The organism is Sphingomonas sp. SORGH_AS_0789, assembly GCF_031453055.1.
In the GTDB taxonomy this organism is placed as follows: Bacteria; Pseudomonadota; Alphaproteobacteria; order Sphingomonadales; family Sphingomonadaceae; genus Sphingomonas.
This window is the reverse complement of sequence record NZ_JAVIYV010000001.1, coordinates 2876089-2891133: the sequence shown is the minus strand read 5'-3', so window position 1 is coordinate 2891133 and position 15045 is coordinate 2876089. Positions and strand designations below refer to the sequence as shown.

The window sequence follows — 15045 nt, the reverse complement described above, 5'->3', positions numbered from 1 at the left end:
TAACCTTTCCTCGTTACGCCATAGAATCGATGAAAGCGTTCGGCCCGATCCTCACCCTGGCACGCGAAATCGCGGCGGACCATCGCGGCGCGACCGCCGTGGAATATGCGTTGATCATAGCCTGTGTCATGCTGGCCATCGTCGCGGCCCTGTCGCAGATCGGCGTGGACCTCCAGGCCCTGTTCGACCGGATCAGTACGACCCTGACCGACGCGACCTGATCCGCTTGGTCGGAAACCCGCGAATTAAACTTTCTTCAATGAATACAAGCCTATGAATAACCAGCTGATCCGGCCCTCCGGCTCAGACTGTGACTGGTCAACACGGCATTCAAAGGAATGGAGCCCGGAATGAAGACGATCCGCAAGATGATGAAGGACAGCAAGGGCGCGACGGCGATCGAATATGGCCTGATCGCTGCCCTGATCGCGGTCGCGGCGATCGGTGCGATGCAGACGCTCGGCAACAGCCTGAAGAACACCTTCACCAACGTCTCGACCCGCCTCAACAATTCGTCCAGCGCGAATTGATGAACGAATCCGGCAAGGGACGAATAGGTCGTTTGCCGGATACGAGAAAAAGGGTCGGCGACTGCCTGATGCGGTCGCCGACCCTTTTCGTTTCAGACCCGGCCGTCCAAGCGGCCGACGCCGATTAAAGCCGCCCCATCGCCAGGAACTTGGCGGCACGACCGCGCTTCAGCTCGTCGCGGCCCAGGCCGCCCAGCTCGCCCAGCGCCTTCTCGACCGCATCGCCCAGATTGGCGATCGCCCCCGCCGGATCGCGATGCGCGCCGCCGACCGGCTCGGCCACGATCGTGTCGATCACGCCAAAGCCCTTCAGGTCCTGCGCGGTCACGCGCATCGCCTCGGCCGCCTCGGATGCCTTGTCGGCGGTGCGCCACAGGATCGAGGCGCAGCCCTCCGGGCTGATCACCGAATAGACGGCATGCTCGAACATCAGCACCCGGTTGCCCGCCGCCAGCGCCACCGCGCCGCCCGAGCCGCCCTCGCCGACGATCGCCGAGACGACCGGCACGCCCGCCGCCAGGCAGGCCTCGGTCGAGCGGGCGATGGCTTCCGCCTGGCCGCGCTCCTCGGCCTGGATGCCGGGGAAGGCGCCCGAGGTGTCGACCAGCGTCACGATTGGCAGGCCGAAGCGATCGGCCAGCTCGACCAGGCGAATCGCCTTGCGATAGCCCTCAGGCTTGCCCATGCCGAAATTGTGGCGCAGGCGGCTGGCGGTATCCTCGCCCTTTTCATGGCCCAGCACCATCACGCGCTGGCCCCGGAACTGCGCGAAGCCGCCCATGATCGCCTGGTCGTCGCCAAAGGCGCGGTCGCCCGCCAGCGGTACGAACTCGTCGAACAGCCCGGCGACATAATGTTTGAAATGCGGACGCTGCGGATGCCGGGCGACCTGGGTCTTCTGCCACGGGGTCAGCCTGGCGAAGGTATCGCGCAGCAGCTTGTCCGACTTGGCCTGAAGCTTGGCGATCTCCGCGCCGATATCGACCGTCCCTTCGGCGGTCGTGTCGCGCAGTTCGTCGATCCGGCTCTGAAGCTCGGCAATGGGTTTCTCGAAATCGAGGAAGCTCGTTGACATGGCGCTACCGCCTAAGGGCGCTTGTCCCGAAAATCAACGAGCGGGTGGCGGGTGTTGACCAGTTCGACCAGCCGACCCGCCTCGACATGGGTGTAGATTTCGGTCGTCGCGATGTCGGCATGGCCCAGCATCGCCTGCACCGCGCGCAGATCGGCACCCCCGCCCAGCAAATGGGTGGCAAAGGCATGGCGCAGGACATGCGGGCTCACCCGGTCGGGCGGGATGCCCGCCTCCGCCGCCAGCGCCTTGACCAGCTGATAGAGGCGGATGCGCGAGAGGTGCTTCTTGCCGCCGGGAAACAGCCAGGGCTTGTCCGCCGGGACATGCGCGCGCCACGCCGCCACCGCCGCGCGCGCGCGGTCGGAGATCGGCACCATCCGCTCGACCCCGCCCTTGCCGCGCAGGATCAGGAACGGCCGGTCGGGATGGATGGCGTTGCGGGGCAGCGCGACCAGCTCGCTCGCCCGCAGGCCGGAGCCATAGAGCAACTCGATCAACGCCGCGAGCCGCAGGTCGGCGGGGGCCGGATGCGCGGCCGTCACGCGCTCGCCGATCGCGGCGAACAGCCGGTCGATATCGGCATGGCTCAGGATCTTGGGGAGCGCGCGCCGCTGGCCGGGACGCGGCAGCACCGAGGAAGGATCGTCCTCGCGCATCCCTTCCTCGTACAGAAAGGCATAAAAACGACGCAGCGCCGCCGCCTTGCGCGCCACGGTGGCGTTGGCCAGATCGCACCAGCCGTCCGCCAGCCGCCGCAGCGCCGCCTCATCCGCCTCGGCCAGCCCGCCGATCGCCTCGCCCGCCAGCCGCAGATCGGAGCGATAGGCGGCGACGGTATTGCCCGCCGCCCCCGCCTCCGCCGCCATCATCTCCAGGAAACGGTCGATCAGCGCCCGGTCGGTCAGGACGGGGTCGGTGGCGCTCATGCCCGCGCGATCGCCTCCGCCGCGATCATCCGCGCCTCGCCGTCCAGCCCGACGCTGCGCAGCGCCTCGACCATGCGGTACAGCGCCTGGGGCGGCACGCCGCTCCAGCTGCCGGTCTGCATGCCGATCGCACAGAGCAGGACGACCATGCCGGTCTGCCCGTCGGCCACCGCCTGTTCCAGCGCCTCGGTCCAGGGATTGCGCTGGCCGATGCGGACGTCGAAGGCTTCGGCCCCGCGCTCCATATCGGCGGCGGACAGGCGGCCGAGCCCGGCCATCCCCGCGAAGAACAGGCGCTGCTTCAACCGCGTGTCGCCGCCCGTGCCCGCATAGCCGGTGATGCGGTCATACGGGACCTGACCCTGCTGCTCGGGATCGGTCAGTTCGATCATCGCCCAGCCATCGCCGCCCTGCTTGACCGCGCCGTGCCAGCGCGCCGCGCTGCGATCCAGTCCGGCGGACAGCATCGAGGCGACCAGCCGGTCCGCTTCCTCGCCATCGTCCACCACCGGCAGCCGGGCCGCCGCCCGCGCGGTCAGGATCAACCGGCCATAAGGCGTCCGCGCGCCGTCCCCCCAGAGCGAACGGATCGCGCTCAACCGCGCCCCCGCATCCCCGGCGGCATAGGCATTGCGCAAATCGTCGGCGATCGCGCCCTGGGCGCGGCTGGCCTGGTCGTTATCGGCCAGCGCCGCATAGAAATCGACCAGCGCGACGTTGGAGAGCACGCCCATCGCCGCCGCCTGATCGACCACGCTCACGCGCTCGGTCGCCGGCACAGCAGGCGATGTCGCCAGCCAGCCGCGCACCTGCGGGCCGACATAGGACAGATAGTCTTCGGGGATCGACACGCCGGTCGCGGTCGACAGGCCGAAGCGCCAGGTCGTCAGCCGGTCCGCGCCGCTCCATTCGATCGTCACCGCCCGGCGACCATTGCCGCCCGACCCGATCAGCTTTTCGGCCAGCTTGAGGTCGAAATCGTCGGCGGCGCGCTGTCGCCGGACCTGCCGGACGATGGCGCTGCCACGCGCGGCATCGCCCGCCAGCGCGGCGCACATGCCCTGCGCGACGCGGTAGCCGACCAGTCCGGTCACCGCCGCACCACGATCCGCCAGCGGACAGAGCCCGGCCGGATCGCTGGACGCCAGCAGCGCGTTGATCGCGACCTGATAGAGTTTGGGCGTATAATTGGCCGTATCGACCGACTGGACGACCGCGCGCGCGACCTGCGCCTCGCCCATGCGCAGCAGCAGCCAGGCGCGTTCGGCGGCGAAATCCGCGCCGTTCACGCCATTCGGGGTCGTCAGCTGCGCGGCCAGCGTCCGGCGGAGCAGGATCGACATCCAGCGCGACGGCAGCGGGGCGGACAGCCGCCGCATCAGCGCCTCGGCGACGCGGCCATCGGCCCCGGCGAACATTTCCGGCCCCATCGCGCCCTCGCGCGGCCCGGCGGGCCCGACCAGCGCCAGCGACCGGCGCGACGAAGCGGGCAGCTCATATTCGGCCAGCGTCCGCGCATCCATCGCCGGGGTCGGCGAAGGGGACGGCGTGGGGGTCGGAACCGGGGTCGACAGCGATTCGATCAGCGCGCCGACCGGGTCGGCCGGGGCCGGAGTCGGCGCGGGCGACGGCACCGCGACGGGCGTCCCGCTCGCGACCGGACGCGGCGTGGCGCGGGGCGTCGCGGTGCCACGCGGCGTCGGCCGGGGAGCGCCCGGCGCGCTCGGCTGGCCGAACCCCGGCGGGAGCAGCGATTCGGGACGATCCTGCGCGGCGGCCAGCGCGGCCGCGCCGGCCATCAGAAGCGCGACGGCCCTCGGCACATGGCGGAGGGCGCGACGACGCTTATTGCAGGTTGCCAAGCGAGACCGCCTTTTCGACCTGCGTCACGGGCCGTTCGGTCGCCCGGCCCGAGAGCAGGAACAGCCCCCCGACAATGACGACGAGCAGGACGATAAGCGATACGACCATACGGGACATGAAACGCAAAACCTTATAATGGACCCGTGAAAGCCCGGTCGGTGTTGCCGGGCGCGCGCCCGCTGTATAGCGCAGAGTGCAATGTTGCAAAGCCACAACCCCGTTGATGCAAGCTGGACCGGATCGCCGATCGTGCTCGTCGGCCTGATGGGCGTGGGCAAGTCGACCGTGGGCCGCCGTCTGGCGAATCGGTTGCGCGTGCCCTTCGTCGATGCCGACCACGCGATCGAACAAGCCGCCGGCATGAGCGTGACCGAAATCTTCGAACAATTCGGCGAACCCTATTTCCGCGACGGCGAGCGGCGCGTGATCGCGCGGCTGGTCGATGGCCGTCCCAAGGTGATCGCGACTGGCGGCGGCGCGTTCATCAATGACGAGACCCGCGCGCTGATCCTGGAACAGGCCACCGCCATCTGGCTGAACGCCAGCCCCGAGGTGCTCGCCGAGCGGGTAAGGCGGCGCGACACCCGCCCGCTGCTGCGCGGCAAGGACCCGCTGAAGGTGCTGCGCGAGCTCTCGGCGGTCCGCAATCCGATCTATGCGCTCGCCCCCATCCACGTCTCCAGCAAGCGCGGCCCGCACGAGGCCACCGTCAACGCCATATTGAAAGCCATCGGACGATGAAGACCGTCACCGTGTCGCTGGGCGACCGCAGCTATCCCATCCATATCGAGGCCGGGCTGCTGGCGCGCGCGGGCGAGATACTGGCGCCGCTGTCGCGCGGCCGCGCCATGGCGATCGTCACCGACGAGAATGTCCGCCCGCACCTGGTCAAGCTCCAGGCGTCGCTGGCCGATGCGGGCGTCGCCAGCGAGGCGATCATCCTGCCGCCGGGCGAGAAAACCAAGAGCTGGGCTATGCTGGAGCGGGTCTGCGACCGGCTGCTCGAACTGGGGGTGGAGCGGTCGGACCATGTCATCGCGCTGGGCGGCGGGGTGATCGGCGATCTGGTCGGTTTCGCCTGTTCGATCGTCAAGCGCGGCTGCCGCTTCGTCCAGATCCCGACGACGCTGCTGGCGCAGGTCGATTCGTCGGTCGGCGGCAAGACCGCGATCAACACCTCGGCGGGCAAGAACCTGATCGGCGCGTTCCACCAGCCCGCGATGGTGCTGATCGACCCCGACGTGCTCGACTCGCTGCCCGCGCGCCAGGTGCGCGCCGGTTATGCCGAGGTCGTCAAATATGGCCTGATCGACGATTTCGCCTTTTTCGAATGGTGCGAGGCCAATGCCCCTGCGCTGCTGGCGGGCGATGCGGAGGCGCGGGTCCATGCCATCGCGCATTCGGTCGCGGCCAAGGCGCGGATCGTGGCGGCGGACGAGCATGAGACGAACGGCATCCGCGCCCTCCTGAACCTCGGTCACACCTTCGGCCATGCGCTGGAGGCGGAGGCCGGTTTCTCCGACCGGCTGCTCCATGGCGAGGGCGTCGCGGCGGGTTGCGCGCTCGCCTTCCGCTATTCGGTGCGCAAGGGGATTTGCGAGGGGCAGGATGCCGAGCGGGTCGCCGCGCATCTGCGCGCGGTCGGCCTGCCCGACGGCCTCGCCGCCGCCGGGATCGATGCGCCGTCCGCGACGTTGGTCGAGCATATGAAGCACGACAAGAAGATGGCGGCGGGCACCCTGCCCTTCCTGCTGGCGCGCGGGATCGGCCGGACCTATCTCGACAAGACGGTCGACCTGGCCGACGTGGCGGCGTTCCTGGACACGGAAGCGCGCTGATGCCCAATGGCGTCCGCAAGCAGGATTTGCCGAGCAAGACCTGCCCGGCCTGCGGACGCCCCTTCACCTGGCGCAAGAAATGGGCGCGAGATTGGGACCAGGTCGTTTATTGCTCGGATGCTTGCCGCAGGAAGCGGTGAGGTTTTCGCGTGGCCTTCGACTTCGCTCAGGCTGAACGGCGGTTGGCAAGAGCCCGACCCCTTTCGACCCACCACCCCAAACCCCGTTCAGCCTGAGCGCAGTCGAAGGCCAAGCCCACCCTATCCCCGCACCGCCTTCCCCGCCGCCAGCGCCCGCTCGCGCCCCTCACGATGGCCGATGATCTTGGCCGGATAGCCCTTCGGCCGCCGTCCCGCCTCTTCGGGATCATGGATCACCGCATCGGACAGGTCGCGCAACTCCGGCACCCATTCCCGGATATAATCCCCCGCGTCGAACTTCTCCGACTGGCTGAGCGGCGCCATGATCCGCCCGAACATGTTGGCGTCGATCCCGGTCCCCGCCACCCATTGCCAGTTCACCGCATTGTTGCCGTAATCGGCATCGACCAGACAGTCCCAGAACCAGCGTTCGCCTTCGCGCCAGTCGATCAGCAGATGCTTGATCAGGAAGGAGGCGGCGATCATCCGCACCCGGTTGTGCATCCATCCGGTCGTCCAGAGCTGGCGCATGCCGGCATCGACGATGGGATAGCCGGTCCTGCCGGTCTGCCACGCCTTCAGGTCGGCCTCCGCCGCCTTGCCCGTGCGCCAGGGCAGGCGATCGAACGCCTCGCGCCCGTTGCGATCGGCATAATCGGGCAGCGCCATCACCACGCCATCGGTGAAGTCGCGCCACGCCAGTTCCTTGCGGAACGTCTCGGTATCGCCATGCCGGTCGAGCGAGTGCCACACCGCACGCGGCGACACCTCGCCGAAATGCAGATGCGGCGACAGGCGCGAGCTGCCCTCCTCGGAGGGCATGTTGCGCGCGGTGTCATAGGCCGAGGCCTTGACCCCGAAATCCGCCATCCGCTCGCGCGCGGCCGCCTCGCCCGGTTCCCAGTCCTCGCCGAAGCCGGTCGACCAGTCGGGCCTGGTCGGCAGCAGCTTCCACTCGGCCAGCGCCTCGCCCTCGGGCCATGCCTCCGGCGCATCCAGCCGGTCGGGCGCGTCGCGCGGATGGGCGGGCGGCATATGACCCTGCAAGCCCTTCCAAAAGGCCGAATAGATGCGGAACGGCTTGCCCCCGCCCGTCGTCACGCATTCGGGGCGGGCCAGGTGATTGCCGTCATGCAGGGTCAGCACATCGCTTAGTTCGTCCTCCGCCGCGCGCCACCAGGGTTCGTAATGGCGGATGGCATGGACCTGCGCGGCGCCCGTCTCCTCGACCAGCGCGCGGATCGCCGCGACCGCCGACCCGCGCCGCAGGATCAGGCGACTGCCCAGCGCCTCCAGATCCTTGCCCAGCGAGGTGAGGCTGTGATGCAGCCACCAACGCTGCGCGCCGCCGATCCGCCAGTCGCCGGGCGTCTCATCGTCCAAGATATAGACCGGGATGACCGGCCCCGCCTGCGCCGCCTCCAGAAGCGCGGGCTGATCGTGAAGGCGGAGGTCCTGGCGAAACCAGACGATATGCGGGGATGTCATGCAGCCGTTACGTTTCGATCCCGTTCCGGTTCCCCGCGTTCCGGTCGCCGCGCCAATCTGTGGCCCAGCGTCATCAGCGCGGTGACGTGCCGCTCGGCAATGGCCATCACATCGTCGCCATAACCGCCGCCCACCGTGCTGGCGAGCGGCAGCGCGTGCGCCAGCGCCAGGTCGGCGATCAGGTTTTCGCGCGCGACCAACCCCGCCTGGCTGAGCGACAAGCGGCCCAGCCGGTCGTCGACAAAGGGATCGACGCCCGCCTGGTACAAGATGATGTCGGGCCGATGCTCGGCGAGGAACGGGCGCAGCGTCGCCTCGAGCTCGGCGAGATAGCCGTCATCGTCCACCCCGTCGGGCAATCCGACATCCAGCGTCGAGCGCGCCTTGCGCGCGGGGAAGTTCTTTTCGGCATGGATCGAATAGGTGACGATATCGGGCCGCCCGGCGGTCAGCGCCGCCGTGCCGTCGCCCTGATGCACGTCGCAGTCGATGATGGCGACGCGGTCGACCGTCCCCTCCTCGACCAGACGCACCGCCGCGATCGCCAGGTCGTTGAACACGCAATAGCCCGCGCCCGTCGTCGCCAGCGCATGATGGCTGCCCCCGGCGGTGTTGGCGGCAAAGCCGTGCTCCAGCGCCAGCATCGCCGCCGTCCAGCTTCCCCCCGGCACCGCCTGCGCGCGGTAGGCGACCTGTTCGGTCACGGGAAAGCCGATGCGCCGCGTCTTGTCGGGCGGCACTCGCGCCTCCAGCACCTCGGCGACATAATCGGGGTCATGCACCGCCTCCAGCCAGCGGCGCGGCATCGGCAGCGGCTCGGTCCAGGCGACATCATCCCCCTTCGCGCGCAGCAGGTCGCGGATCGCGCCATTCTTGCCCCAGCGATAGGTGGAGCGGGCCGGGGCCTCCGTCACATAGGACGGGTGATGGACGACATGGATCATGCGCCCTAGTTAGGAAGCCATGACCCGCGATAGGAGGGCCCCGGCCCCGTTGCCCGAACTGCGCGCCGATGTCGCCCGCTTCCTCGGCTATTACAACCGCCTGCCCGGCCCGCCGCAGCATGAACTGGGGCCCGAGGGGGCGCGACAGATGATGCGGGCGGCGCGGGACCTGACCGATCCGCCGGTCGGGCCGCTCGGCACCGACCGGTCCTTCACGATCGAGGGCCCGGCGGGCGCGATCCCGGCGCGGCGGTTCGATCCGCGCGAGGAGCGTGCGCCCGGCCCGGTTATGCTGTTCTGCCATGGCGGCGGCTTCGTCATCGGCGACATTTACACCCACGCCTCGCTGGCGGCCGAGATGGCGCGGCGGCTCGACCTGCCGGTCGTGTCGGTCGATTACCGCCTCGCCCCCGAACATCCCTGGCCCGCCGCACCCGAGGATTGCGAGGCCGCCGCGCGCTGGCTGGCGGGACAGCCGGGTACGACCGGGTTGATCGTCACCGGCGACAGCGCGGGCGGGACGCTCGCCACCGTCACCGCCATGGCGCTGCGCGACCGGCCCGCCGCCGTGCCGGTGATCGCGCAGGGGCTGCTTTATCCCGCGACCGACATGGGCCGCGCGCATCCGTCCTTGCGCGATTTCGCCGAGGGGCATTTCCTGACGCGCGCGATGCTGGACTGGTTCGTCGCCTGCTATGCCGCCGACCTGGGCGATGTCCGCGCCGCCCCGATGCGCGGCGACCTGACCGCCATGCCGCCCGCCGTCATCGTCACTGCCCAGTGCGATCCGATCCGCGATCAGGGCCGCGCCTATGCCGCCGCGCTGGCGCGCGCGGGCGTGCCCGTCACCTTCCGCGAGGCGCGGGGTACGATCCATGGCTTTGCGACGATCCGCAAGGCGATCCCCTCCGGCGTTGCCGACCTGACCGGATTTCTGCTTGCGTTGCGCGCACTGATCGCCGAGGCGATGGGGCATAGCGAAATGGGACAACAGCCATGACCGACCTTCCCTATCGCCCCTGCGCGGGCGTCATCCTGATGAACCGCGACGGCCGGGTCTTTGTCGGCCAGCGGATCGATTCGACGCTGGAGGCGTGGCAGCTGCCGCAGGGCGGGATCGATCCGGGCGAGGATGCCGATGCGGCAGGGCTTCGCGAGTTGTTCGAGGAAACCGGCGTCACCGCCGACAAGGTCGAATTGATTGCCAGGGCCCCCCGCGAGCTGACCTATGACCTGCCCGAGGACATGATCGGCAAGGTGTGGAAGGGCAAATGGCGCGGCCAGCGGCAGATCTGGTTCCTCTATCGCTTTCTGGGCGAGGACAGCGACATCCGCATCGACACCGAGCATCCCGAATTCCGCGCCTGGCGCTGGGCCGAGCCGGAGACGCTGCCCGCGATGATCGTGCCGTTCAAGAAGGCGCTGTACGAGGAACTGCTGGTCGTCTTCGCGGCGCATTTCACCGCAGGGCATGGGGCCCGCGCCGTTTCCGCGGAACCGCCAAAGGCGTAAGGCTCGAACCATGAAGACCCGGCTGTTGCTGATCCCCATGGCGCTCGGCCTGCTGGCCAATGCCGAGCCGAACGACCCCGACCCCGCGCTGATCCCGCCGCCGATCCGTGCCATGCTGGAGGCCGCGATCGCCAGCGGGAACGAGACCGAGATCACCACGGTCGTCAAATATGCCCGCAACGCCGTGCCCGAGGCCGCCGACGCGATCGATGCGATGGCCGATGTCTGGCGCGACGAAAAGACCGCCAGCCGCAGCCGGACGCTGCGCGAGGCGACCTTTTTCGACCTGTGGCATGGCCGCGTCGAACTGGGCGGGTTCGCGACGACGGGCAACAGCCAGAATCTGGGCCTGACCGGCGTGCTCGACCTGACGCGCGAGGGGCTGCAATGGCGGCACAAGCTGCACGTCCAGGGCGATTATCAGGAGAGTTTCAACGTCACCAGCCGCGAACATTATGTCGCGTCCTACGAACCCAATTACAAACTCAGCGCCAACAATTACGTTTACGGCGCGGCGCAATATGAAGGCGACCGTTTTCTCGGCTATTTCAACCGTTTCTCGGCTTCGGCGGGTGCGGGTTACAGCGCGATCCGGAAACCCCGCATGACGCTGGACGTCGAACTCGGCCCGGCGTTCCGGCATACCGAGTTCACCGACGGCCGGATCGAAAGCGCGCTGGCGGCGCGCGGCAATCTGAACTTCGTCTGGAAACTGACCCCGGCCATGTCGCTGACCCAGAGCGCCTCGGCCTATCTGCAAAAGTTCAACAGCACGATCGGCACCAATTCGGCGCTGAACGCCAAGGTGTTCGGGCCGCTCTCCGCGCAGATTTCGTACAATGTCCAGTATGAAAGCCAGCCGCCGGCGGGCCGCCAGACGACCGACACGATCACCCGCGCCTCGGTGGTATATAGCTTCTGACGCGGCGGGGGGTTCACCTGCCCCCATGGCATGGCATAGTCTCGCGCGATGGAGAGACTGACACCCATCGAACGCGACACCGTGGCATCCGCCGCCGCCTATCCGATGCTGCCGCTGGTCGAGCAATGGGCCGCGATCAACAGCGGCACGCGCAACCTGCCCGGACTGGCGATCATGGCCGATCGGCTGGCCGAGCGATTCGGCACCCTGCCCGGCACGCTGGCCCTGGTCGATCCCGACCGGGTCGAGCGGGTCGGCGCGGACGGGCGGCTGGCCCCCCTCGACCATGGCCGCCACCTGCATCTCTCGGTCCGTCGCCACGCGCCGGTGCAGATGCTGTTCACCGGCCATATGGACACCGTCTATCCGGCCGACCACCCCTTTCAGGCGGTGACGCGGCTCGACGCCAACCGCATCGGCGGCCCCGGCGTCGCCGACATGAAGGGCGGGCTGGCGGTCCTGCTCGCCGCGCTCCAGGCGGTGGAGGCGAGCCCGCTGGCCGAACGGTTCGGCTATGACGTCCTCATCAACTCCGACGAGGAGACCGGCTCCGCATCGTCGGCGGCGCTGATCGCGCGGGTCGCGGCGGGCAAGGTCGCCGCGCTGACCTATGAACCCGCGCTGCCCGACGGGACGCTGGCGGGCGCGCGCGGCGGCACCGGCAACTTCACCATCGTCGTGCGCGGGCGCAGCGCCCATGCGGGCCGCAATCCCGAGGAAGGGCGCAACGCCATCGTCGCCGCCGCACGGATCACGCTGGAACTGGCGCAGCTGGGCTCGGACGACATCACCGTCAATCCGGCGCGGATCGATGGCGGCGGGCCGAACAATGTCGTCCCCGACCTCGCCATGCTGCACGTCAATTTCCGCCCCCGCGCGCTCGCCGCGATCGAGCGGACCGGCCCCGCGATGCAGGCCATTGCCGAGCGGATCGCCGCCGAGCATGACGTGGGCGTGGCGGTGCATGGCAGCTTCAACCGTCCGCCCAAACCCATTGACGACGGTGCGGCCCGGTTGTTCGAGACGGTGCGCGCGGCGGGCGGCGATCTGGGCCTGACCATCGGCTGGCGCGACACGGGCGGGGTGTGCGATGGCAACAACATCGCCGCGGCCGGGGTGCCGGTGGTCGACACCATGGGCGTGCGCGGCGGCGCGATCCACTCGGCGGAGGAATATATGCTGATCGACAGCCTGGCCGAACGCGCGGGCTTGTCGGCGCTGACCATCCTGCGCATCATCGGTGCCGCATGAGCAGCTTCTGCATCCGCCCCGCGGTCGATAGCGACCTTCGCCACTTGTATGAAATGGCCAAGCTGACCGGCGGCGGCTTCACCAACCTGCCCCCCGACCGCCGCGCGCTGACCGCCAAGCTGGGGCGCAGCCATGAGGCCTTTGCCGGTGACGGCGACGGCAAGGTCAAGGACGAGCTGTTCGTCCTGATGCTGGAGGATCGCGCGACCGGCGAGGTGCGCGGCACCTGCCAGATCTTCACCCATGTCGGGCAGAAGCATCCCTTCTACAGCTATCGCATCGGCACGCTGACCCAGCATAGCCGCGAGCTGGAGCGCACCTTCCGCGCCGAGATGCTGTCGCTGACCACCGACCTGGAGGGCGCGAGCGAGGTCGGCGGGCTGTTCCTGCATCCCGGCGAACGCGCGGGCGGGCTGGGCCTGTTGCTCGCGCGCAGTCGCTACCTGTTCATGCGCGCCAACCGGGCCCGCTTCGCCGACCGGGTGCTGGCCGAGCTGCGCGGGGTGATCGACGAGGCGGGCGGATCGCCCTTCTGGGACGGGCTGGCGGGGCGCTTCTTCGGGATGAATTTCCAGGAAGCCGACCAGTTCAATGCGATCCACGGCCACCAGTTCATCGCCGACCTGATGCCCAAGCATCCCATCTACACCGCGATGCTGACCGACACCGCGCGCGCCGCGATCGGCCTGCCCCACCCCTCGGGCCGCGCGGCGATGCGGATGCTGGAGAATGAGGGCTTCGCCTTCGAGCATTATATCGACATCTTCGACGGCGGTCCGACCATGACCGCGCGGACCGACCAGGTGCGGACGATCCGCGACGCGCGCGAGAGCCGGGTGGTCGCGATCGATGCGCATCCGGGCCGCGAGGCGCTGGTGGCGGCGGGACGGCTGACCGATTTCCGCTGCGCGCTGGCGGAGCTCCGCGACGGGGATGGCGGGATCATCCTGTCCCAACAGGCCGCCAACACGCTCGACCTGGCGGTCGGCGACACCGTCCTGCATATCGATCGGTGAGCGTCATGCTGAGAGAGATCAACTTCGACGGCATCATCGGGCCGAGCCACAATTATGCAGGGCTCAGCCATGGCAATCTCGCCGCGACCCGCAATGCGGGCAGGACTTCGCACCCCCGCGCCGCCGCGCTTCAGGGGATCGCCAAGATGCGCGCGAATTTCGACCTGGGACTGGTGCAGGGCATCCTCCTGCCGCATCCCCGGCCCGATCATGGCTGGCTCGGGCGGCTGGCGACCGACTATGACGCCGCCTCGCCCGTCCTGAAGGCGCAAAGCCTGTCCGCCTCGGCGATGTGGGCGGCCAATGCGGCGACCGTCTCGCCCGCGCCCGACACGCGCGACGGGCGATGCCATCTGACCGTCGCCAACCTGCTGACCATGCCGCATCGCAGCCACGAATGGCCCGCGACGCTGGCGCAACTCAAGCTGATCTTCGCCGATCCGGCCTTCGTCGTCCATCCGCCGGTCCCCGCCCCGTTCGGCGACGAGGGCGCGGCCAACCATATGCGGCTGTGCAGCGGCCACGATCACCCCGGGGTCGAGATCTTCGTCTATGGCGAGAGCGGCGGCCCCTTCCCGGCGCGCCAGCACCGTCAGGCGTGCGAGGCGGTCGCCCGCGCCCACCGCCTGTCGCCCGACCGGGTGCTGTTCGCGCGCCAGTCGGATGCCGCCATCGCGGCGGGCGCCTTCCACAACGATGTCGTCGCGGTCGCCAATGAACGCGTGCTGTTCGCGCATGAACAGGCCTTTGCCGACCGGGAGAGCTTTCACGCCAACCTGCGCACCCTGATGCCCGATGTCGAGATCGTCGAGGTGCCCGCCGCGCGGGTCAGCCTGGAGGATGCCATCACCTCCTATCTGTTCAACGCACAGCTCGTCACGCCGCCGGAAGGCCAGCCCACGCTGATCCTGCCGCAGGAGGCGCGCGACAACGCCGCCGTCTGGTCCTGGCTACAGGAGCATGTCGCGGGCAATGGCCCGATCCGGCGGCTGGAGGTGGTGAACGTCCGCGAATCGATGGCCAATGGCGGCGGCCCCGCCTGTCTGCGGCTGCGCGTCGTCGCCGACCCCGCGACCATCGACCCGCGCTTCCTGGTGGATCATGCCGCGCTCGACCGGATCGCCGCCGTCGTCGAGGCGCATTGGCCCGTGGCGATCGATCCGACCGGGATCGCCGATCCCCGCCTCGTCGCACAGGTCGAGGGGGCCCGGCGCGCGCTACTGGAATCGCTCGACTGTCTCATATTGGCCGCCGGTTGAGGCTTGGCGCGGGGCCTGAGCGGTGGTGTAAAGCGCCGCATGTGGTCCCGCCTGGTCGCCCTGTTCACCATCAAGACGAAGTTCGAGGCGTTTCTCGTCATCTATGGTCTCGGCCTGGGCGCGGTCGAGCGTGGGATGCATTATCTGACCGCTTATCCAGGACTTCCCGGCAAGATCCTGTTCGCCGCCTGCCCCATTGCGGTGTTCATGGCGGGCGCGCGGATTCTGGACTCGCTGGAGCGGGACTATCGCGATTGACAGGATAAGTTGGTCGCGCGGTT

Annotated in this window: 18 protein-coding genes; 12 read left to right on the top strand and 6 right to left on the bottom strand. The window is 69.0% G+C overall.

What is annotated here, in order from left to right; all coding sequences use genetic code 11:
• The first annotated feature begins 29 nt into the window (after positions 1–29).
• Together QE360_RS13285 and QE360_RS13280 are read left to right on the top strand one after the other, a co-directional pair.
• The gene (locus QE360_RS13285) at positions 30–221 is read left to right on the top strand and encodes a Flp family type IVb pilin (RefSeq protein ID WP_309702180.1); all 192 of its coding nucleotides are present in this window, start codon (positions 30–32) and stop codon (positions 219–221) included.
• Positions 222–350: 129 nt separating this feature from the next.
• The gene (locus QE360_RS13280) at positions 351–530 is read left to right on the top strand and encodes a Flp family type IVb pilin (protein WP_307099319.1); all 180 of its coding nucleotides are present in this window, start codon (positions 351–353) and stop codon (positions 528–530) included.
• A gap of 124 nt (positions 531–654) precedes the next feature.
• On the opposite strand, the gene QE360_RS13275 is transcribed toward QE360_RS13280, so the two are convergent.
• The 4 genes from QE360_RS13275 to QE360_RS13260 are packed head-to-tail and all read right to left on the bottom strand — an operon-like array spanning position 655 to position 4511.
• Positions 655–1605, bottom strand: a complete 951-nt coding sequence (locus tag QE360_RS13275) for an acetyl-CoA carboxylase carboxyltransferase subunit alpha (protein WP_309702178.1) — start codon at positions 1603–1605, stop codon at positions 655–657.
• 11 nt (positions 1606–1616) lie between these two features.
• Positions 1617–2531, bottom strand: a complete 915-nt coding sequence (locus QE360_RS13270) for a tyrosine-type recombinase/integrase (protein WP_309702177.1) — start codon at positions 2529–2531, stop codon at positions 1617–1619.
• The gene (locus QE360_RS13265) at positions 2528–4330 is read right to left on the bottom strand and encodes a hypothetical protein (protein ID WP_309702175.1); all 1803 of its coding nucleotides are present in this window, start codon (positions 4328–4330) and stop codon (positions 2528–2530) included. Before QE360_RS13265 ends, QE360_RS13270 begins: the two co-directional genes overlap by 4 nt.
• Before the next feature lie 46 nt (positions 4331–4376).
• Positions 4377–4511: a hypothetical protein gene (locus QE360_RS13260; protein WP_307099327.1), complete on the bottom strand. Its 135-nt coding sequence runs from the start codon at positions 4509–4511 to the stop codon at positions 4377–4379.
• Between the two features lie 81 nt (positions 4512–4592).
• On the opposite strand from QE360_RS13260, the gene QE360_RS13255 reads away from it, so the two are divergent.
• Genes QE360_RS13255 through QE360_RS13245 form a run of 3 tightly spaced genes read left to right on the top strand, consistent with a single transcriptional unit; the run spans position 4593 to position 6372 of the window.
• On the top strand, positions 4593–5135 hold the full coding sequence (locus tag QE360_RS13255; RefSeq protein WP_307099329.1) for a shikimate kinase: 543 nt from the start codon (positions 4593–4595) through the stop codon (positions 5133–5135).
• Complete coding sequence (aroB, locus tag QE360_RS13250) at positions 5132–6232, top strand: 3-dehydroquinate synthase (RefSeq protein WP_309702173.1); 1101 nt, start codon at positions 5132–5134, stop codon at positions 6230–6232. Before QE360_RS13255 ends, aroB begins: the two co-directional genes overlap by 4 nt.
• On the top strand, positions 6232–6372 hold the full coding sequence (locus QE360_RS13245; protein ID WP_183950758.1) for a DUF2256 domain-containing protein: 141 nt from the start codon (positions 6232–6234) through the stop codon (positions 6370–6372). The genes aroB and QE360_RS13245 overlap by 1 nt, the downstream gene beginning before the upstream one ends.
• A gap of 120 nt (positions 6373–6492) precedes the next feature.
• Here the strand turns inward: QE360_RS13245 and QE360_RS13240 are convergent, their stop codons facing one another.
• Together QE360_RS13240 and QE360_RS13235 are read right to left on the bottom strand one after the other, a co-directional pair.
• A complete protein-coding gene (locus tag QE360_RS13240; RefSeq protein WP_309702171.1) occupies positions 6493–7860 on the bottom strand; it encodes a deoxyribodipyrimidine photo-lyase in 1368 nt (455 codons plus the stop codon).
• Complete coding sequence (locus tag QE360_RS13235; protein WP_309702169.1) at positions 7857–8804, bottom strand: histone deacetylase; 948 nt, start codon at positions 8802–8804, stop codon at positions 7857–7859. Before QE360_RS13235 ends, QE360_RS13240 begins: the two co-directional genes overlap by 4 nt.
• A 19-nt stretch (positions 8805–8823) precedes the next feature.
• On the opposite strand from QE360_RS13235, the gene QE360_RS13230 reads away from it, so the two are divergent.
• From QE360_RS13230 to QE360_RS13200, 7 genes are read left to right on the top strand one after another with little or no spacing between them, the layout of a single operon-like run.
• Entirely contained in the window at positions 8824–9804 is a 981-nt protein-coding gene (locus tag QE360_RS13230; protein WP_309702168.1) for an alpha/beta hydrolase, read from the top strand.
• Positions 9801–10316 (top strand): RNA pyrophosphohydrolase, encoded by a 516-nt coding sequence (locus QE360_RS13225; RefSeq protein ID WP_307099342.1) that lies wholly within the window; start codon positions 9801–9803, stop codon positions 10314–10316. The genes QE360_RS13230 and QE360_RS13225 overlap by 4 nt, the downstream gene beginning before the upstream one ends.
• Positions 10317–10326: 10 nt before the next feature.
• The gene (locus tag QE360_RS13220; protein ID WP_307099344.1) at positions 10327–11238 is read left to right on the top strand and encodes a YdiY family protein; all 912 of its coding nucleotides are present in this window, start codon (positions 10327–10329) and stop codon (positions 11236–11238) included.
• A gap of 48 nt (positions 11239–11286) precedes the next feature.
• A complete protein-coding gene (locus QE360_RS13215; RefSeq protein ID WP_309702165.1) occupies positions 11287–12489 on the top strand; it encodes a hydrolase in 1203 nt (400 codons plus the stop codon).
• Complete coding sequence (locus QE360_RS13210; protein ID WP_309702164.1) at positions 12486–13505, top strand: arginine N-succinyltransferase; 1020 nt, start codon at positions 12486–12488, stop codon at positions 13503–13505. The genes QE360_RS13215 and QE360_RS13210 overlap by 4 nt, the downstream gene beginning before the upstream one ends.
• 5 nt (positions 13506–13510) lie before the next feature.
• Positions 13511–14764 carry an N-succinylarginine dihydrolase gene (locus QE360_RS13205; protein ID WP_309702162.1) on the top strand — a complete coding sequence of 418 codons (1254 nt, stop codon included), beginning with the start codon at positions 13511–13513 and terminating at the stop codon, positions 14762–14764.
• A gap of 39 nt (positions 14765–14803) precedes the next feature.
• On the top strand, positions 14804–15022 hold the full coding sequence (locus QE360_RS13200) for a hypothetical protein (RefSeq protein ID WP_307099352.1): 219 nt from the start codon (positions 14804–14806) through the stop codon (positions 15020–15022).
• Positions 15023–15045: the final 23 nt, after the last annotated feature.

What these genes read in the sequence shown, in the direction of transcription:
- QE360_RS13285 (WP_309702180.1), top strand. Translation starts at nt 30, where the DNA reads ATGAAAGCGTTCGGCCCGATCCTCACCCTGGCACGCGAAATCGCGGCG.
- QE360_RS13280 (WP_307099319.1), top strand. Translation starts at nt 351, where the DNA reads ATGAAGACGATCCGCAAGATGATGAAGGACAGCAAGGGCGCGACGGCG.
- QE360_RS13275 (WP_309702178.1), bottom strand. Translation starts at nt 1,605, where the DNA reads ATGTCAACGAGCTTCCTCGATTTCGAGAAACCCATTGCCGAGCTTCAG.
- QE360_RS13270 (WP_309702177.1), bottom strand. Translation starts at nt 2,531, where the DNA reads ATGAGCGCCACCGACCCCGTCCTGACCGACCGGGCGCTGATCGACCGT.
- QE360_RS13265 (WP_309702175.1), bottom strand. Translation starts at nt 4,330, where the DNA reads ATGGCCGGCGCGGCCGCGCTGGCCGCCGCGCAGGATCGTCCCGAATCG.
- QE360_RS13260 (WP_307099327.1), bottom strand. Translation starts at nt 4,511, where the DNA reads ATGTCCCGTATGGTCGTATCGCTTATCGTCCTGCTCGTCGTCATTGTC.
- QE360_RS13255 (WP_307099329.1), top strand. Translation starts at nt 4,593, where the DNA reads ATGTTGCAAAGCCACAACCCCGTTGATGCAAGCTGGACCGGATCGCCG.
- aroB (WP_309702173.1), top strand. Translation starts at nt 5,132, where the DNA reads ATGAAGACCGTCACCGTGTCGCTGGGCGACCGCAGCTATCCCATCCAT.
- QE360_RS13245 (WP_183950758.1), top strand. Translation starts at nt 6,232, where the DNA reads ATGCCCAATGGCGTCCGCAAGCAGGATTTGCCGAGCAAGACCTGCCCG.
- QE360_RS13240 (WP_309702171.1), bottom strand. Translation starts at nt 7,860, where the DNA reads ATGACATCCCCGCATATCGTCTGGTTTCGCCAGGACCTCCGCCTTCAC.
- QE360_RS13235 (WP_309702169.1), bottom strand. Translation starts at nt 8,804, where the DNA reads ATGATCCATGTCGTCCATCACCCGTCCTATGTGACGGAGGCCCCGGCC.
- QE360_RS13230 (WP_309702168.1), top strand. Translation starts at nt 8,824, where the DNA reads ATGACCCGCGATAGGAGGGCCCCGGCCCCGTTGCCCGAACTGCGCGCC.
- QE360_RS13225 (WP_307099342.1), top strand. Translation starts at nt 9,801, where the DNA reads ATGACCGACCTTCCCTATCGCCCCTGCGCGGGCGTCATCCTGATGAAC.
- QE360_RS13220 (WP_307099344.1), top strand. Translation starts at nt 10,327, where the DNA reads ATGAAGACCCGGCTGTTGCTGATCCCCATGGCGCTCGGCCTGCTGGCC.
- QE360_RS13215 (WP_309702165.1), top strand. Translation starts at nt 11,287, where the DNA reads ATGGAGAGACTGACACCCATCGAACGCGACACCGTGGCATCCGCCGCC.
- QE360_RS13210 (WP_309702164.1), top strand. Translation starts at nt 12,486, where the DNA reads ATGAGCAGCTTCTGCATCCGCCCCGCGGTCGATAGCGACCTTCGCCAC.
- QE360_RS13205 (WP_309702162.1), top strand. Translation starts at nt 13,511, where the DNA reads ATGCTGAGAGAGATCAACTTCGACGGCATCATCGGGCCGAGCCACAAT.
- QE360_RS13200 (WP_307099352.1), top strand. Translation starts at nt 14,804, where the DNA reads ATGTGGTCCCGCCTGGTCGCCCTGTTCACCATCAAGACGAAGTTCGAG.